Raw genomic sequence first — 2,918 nt, 5'->3', positions numbered from 1 at the left:
CTATACCCTATTTCCTTGGAAAACGGTTAAGCAAAATGTCATGTTTGGGCCTTTGATGAAAGGCATCAGTGCAACTCGTGCCGAAGAGATGGCGAGAGAATGGATCAATATCATTGGTCTAGAAAAATATGAAAACCAGTATCCGCACCAACTGTCAGGTGGGATGAAACAACGAGTTGCAATTGCCCGCGCCTTGGTCAATGAACCCAAGATTTTATTGATGGATGAACCGTTTGGTGCACTTGACCCACATACTCGTCAGAAAATGCAACGACATTTGATGGATTTATGGCAAAACATTGATATCACTATCATTTTTGTTACCCATGACATGGATGAAGCGATTCTACTGGCTGATCGTATTGTGGCGCTCAAAGCCAATCCTGGCGAAATCAAGGAAATTATTGAAGTAGATTTGCCTCACCCGCGTGGTACAGAGCTAATGAATACGCCTGAGTTTCAACGCCTGAGAAACAAGGTAGATCAACTGGTGCATGCTCAGGAAGATGAGCTTGATCCTGCCCTGACTCATTTACCGAAAATTCCCCGTATGACGCAGGTCGATGCTGAATAAAGATTTTGTATAATCTTTGGGACGACCCAAAGCGTTTTATTTATGTGCTGGACGACCAGCTAAATGGTGTGATGCATGAAACAGGATTATGTTTTACCCTTGGTCGATATTTCAAAATTGACCAGTCCACAGCTTGAGGAACGATTACAGGTCGCACAGGAACTGGATCAGGCCTGCCGTGAAGTCGGTTTTTTATATATTCGGGGTGATCAGCTCCAGCCCGCTTTATTTCAGCAACTGGTGCAAACTGCACAGCGCTATTTCGCTCAGGATGAAGCGAAAAAAATGCAAAATTATATTGGTCTGTCTGAAAATCACAGTGGCTATGTGCCGATTGGTGAGGAACGTTTTAAAAGCAATACCTACGATTTAAAAGAAACCTATGATGTCAATTATGATTATCAAGCAACTGAAAATCGTCGTCCTTTAGTTGGCCCAACGCAATGGCCCGATGATGCAGAATTTAAACAAAATGTCCTGAGCTATTATCAGCATATCAAGGATGTCGGACATCAACTTTTTCATGCCTTTGCGTTGGCTCTGGGGCTCGAAGAACAATTCTTTGATGCGCATTTGCAACATGCGCCCAGTCAGCTCAGGCTGATTCATTATCCTTATAATCCTGATGCTGAAGATGCCATGGGCATTGGCGCACATACGGATTATGAATGTTTTACCCTGTTATTTCCGACCGCACCTGGCTTGCAGGTACTCAACAAACAAGGTGAATGGACCGATATTCCACTGGTTAAAAATACCATGATCATGAATATCGGTGACATGATGGAAATTTTATCCAATGGGCATTATATCGCCACCAAACATCGGGTCAAACGGGTCAAGGAAGAACGGTATTCATTCCCTTTATTTTTCTCCTGCGATTATGATTATATGATCCAGCCTGTGATTAAAAATGAAGCACCTAAATATAAGCCATTAAAAGGCGGTGAACATTTATTTAACCAGACTGCGCAGATTTTCCAGTATTTAAAACAACGCATTGATCGGGGTGAGTTGGTGCTGGAAAATGCCATGCCTCTGGATTCTTTTGGTCTGGCTGAATCTGGAGAAAAATAATGGATTTAAATGAATTATTGCAGCAGTTAAGTCCAACTGATCTACAGCAAGTCAGTTTACCCCATTATTTACTCGGTAGTTTTAGGCGTAAAAGTATCAGTTTTTATAATGGACTGACCGATGAAAACACCATTGTTTACTGGTTTCAGTCCCGAACATTTACGCTTGATCTACGCCTGTCAGATGCACGCTCTACTCCCATCACTGAAAGACAAGGCTGGATTGGCGATACGGTTTGGGATCATGCACAGCAGTTACTGTCATGGGATGTTCAGCAAAGCTACCAACCACGCATTCAGTGGCCAGAACCTGCCACATTACATGCGGTAGGTAATTGTCTATTGGAGTTTTCACCCTCCAATGCCTATGTAGAAGATTGGCGACAATTGTCGCATACAGGGCCATTGCTCGGTTTACGCTTGTATCAGGTACAACATCTGGATAATGGTGAAGTATTTGCAATGGATGGCGGATTGATTGTGGCAGGCGCACATATTGCCTATGCACAATCCCGACTGCCACAGATTCAAGACAAACTTTCAGACTTTTCCAGACTTGATCAGGCACTGGCACAAGATGTCATAAATGAAGCAGAAATTGAAAGCTATGAGGTTTCTGTGGCATTCAATAATCCGAAAATTGAATATAGTACGCAAGCCAACCGTGTCGGTGAATCTATACAACTGACTGGTTTTGAATTGAATGATCAGGGCATTATTACGCAAATTCGCCAGATTCATGGGGAAGATTATCTCTGTTATTTTCAGCTTGACCTGTACCAGCCTGAGTTCCAGTTTGTTCGTCAATCGATTACCTCTGACGCAAGCCATAACTGGTTACAGCAGGAACAGGATCATTTGCTTAAAAATGCTCAAGTGGTTGAATAAAGGAGCCTGATTTGCCCTATTTATATTTGGTGATTGCAATTATTGCGGAAGTGATCGCCACTTCTGCACTCAAAGCCTCAAATGGATTTAGCGTTCCTCTGCCCTCACTCATCACAGCGGTGGGCTATGCGATTTCCTTGTATTTCTTATCCTTAACCCTAAAATTTATTCCAGTCGGTATTGCCTATGCAATCTGGTCGGGTGCTGGGATTATTCTTATTTCCAGTATTGGCTGGTTTTTCTTCAAGCAGTCTCTGGATCTGGCGGCATTTATTGGTTTAAGTATGATGATTGCAGGCATTATCGTGATCAATGTCTTTTCAAAAAGTACTCATCTTTAAATTTTTATATAAATTTTTGCTCTGTACACGACAAATTTC

At 42.3% G+C, this 2,918-nt stretch carries 4 protein-coding genes; all 4 read left to right on the top strand.

The window, feature by feature from the left end:
* Positions 1–574: ABC transporter ATP-binding protein (locus B4H32_RS06695; RefSeq protein ID WP_286800976.1), on the top strand; the 574-nt coding region annotated here is incomplete at its 5' end.
* A 75-nt stretch (positions 575–649) separates the two neighbouring features.
* Positions 650–1,651, top strand: a complete 1,002-nt coding sequence (locus B4H32_RS06690; RefSeq protein ID WP_004680867.1) for an isopenicillin N synthase family dioxygenase — start codon at positions 650–652, stop codon at positions 1,649–1,651.
* A complete protein-coding gene (locus B4H32_RS06685) occupies positions 1,651–2,538 on the top strand; it encodes a hypothetical protein (RefSeq protein WP_004680868.1) in 888 nt (295 codons plus the stop codon). The genes B4H32_RS06690 and B4H32_RS06685 overlap by 1 nt, the downstream gene beginning before the upstream one ends.
* 11 nt (positions 2,539–2,549) lie before the next feature.
* Entirely contained in the window at positions 2,550–2,879 is a 330-nt protein-coding gene (locus B4H32_RS06680; protein ID WP_004680869.1) for a DMT family transporter, read from the top strand.
* Positions 2,880–2,918 lie beyond the last annotated feature (39 nt).

Origin of the sequence: Acinetobacter sp. UBA2063 (assembly GCF_002333245.1) — a bacterium.
Classification (GTDB): Bacteria; Pseudomonadota; Gammaproteobacteria; order Pseudomonadales; family Moraxellaceae; genus Acinetobacter; species Acinetobacter parvus.
Note: the sequence above shows the minus strand (reverse complement) of the source record. Positions and strands in the feature narration are given on the sequence as shown.

Excerpts from the sequence above, each read along its gene's own strand:
- B4H32_RS06690 (WP_004680867.1), top strand. The coding sequence starts at position 650 with ATGAAACAGGATTATGTTTTACCCTTGGTCGATATTTCAAAATTGACC.
- B4H32_RS06685 (WP_004680868.1), top strand. The coding sequence starts at position 1,651 with ATGGATTTAAATGAATTATTGCAGCAGTTAAGTCCAACTGATCTACAG.